Annotated in this window: 2 rRNA genes; both read right to left on the bottom strand. The window is 59.1% G+C overall.

Features of this window, described 5'->3' with window-relative positions:
- Positions 1 to 188, bottom strand: a 23S ribosomal RNA gene (locus tag A3Q37_RS35145); the annotation flags it as partial.
- Between the two features lie 298 nt (positions 189 to 486).
- Positions 487 to 719 (bottom strand): 16S ribosomal RNA (locus tag A3Q37_RS35140); the annotation flags it as partial.

Genomic DNA, 719 nt, shown 5'->3' with positions numbered 1-719 from the left:
TCGTTCCCTCCACACTGCCTATGTGTTCAGCAGCGGGTGACAGCCCATGACGACTGCCGGGTTTCCCCATTCGGAAACCCCCGGATCACAGCTCGGTTGACAGCTCCCCGGGGACTATCGTGGCCTCCCACGTCCTTCATCGGTTCCTGGTGCCAAGGCATCCACCGTGCGCCCTTAAAAACTTGGCCACAGATGCTCGCGTCCACTGTGCAGTTCTCAAACAACGACCAGCCACCCACCACCCCACCCGAAACCGGATGAGTTCACTGGGGCCGGATCAGAAGGCTGCCTTTACGGCCGTACCCTCAGATACCCAACAACGTGCCCGGCCCGATGCCCTGTTCACCACGTTCCACGCCGAAGCAGTACTAATGGTGACCAGATCATCGTGCCGAATAGTCAACGTTCCACCCATGAGCTGACCACCGTCGAACATTTGCCGACGTAGTGGCTCTGGACCCCCGAAAGGGTCTAGATGCTCCTTAGAAAGGAGGTGATCCAGCCGCACCTTCCGGTACGGCTACCTTGTTACGACTTCGTCCCAATCGCCAGTCCCACCTTCGACAGCTCCCTCCCACAAGGGGTTGGGCCACCGGCTTCGGGTGTTACCGACTTTCGTGACGTGACGGGCGGTGTGTACAAGGCCCGGGAACGTATTCACCGCAGCAATGCTGATCTGCGATTACTAGCAACTCCGACTTCATGGGGTCGAGTTGCAG

This window comes from Streptomyces sp. PTY087I2, from assembly GCF_001687325.1.
Taxonomy (GTDB): Bacteria; Actinomycetota; Actinomycetes; order Streptomycetales; family Streptomycetaceae; genus Streptomyces.
This window is presented reverse-complemented; position numbering and strand designations above follow the sequence as displayed.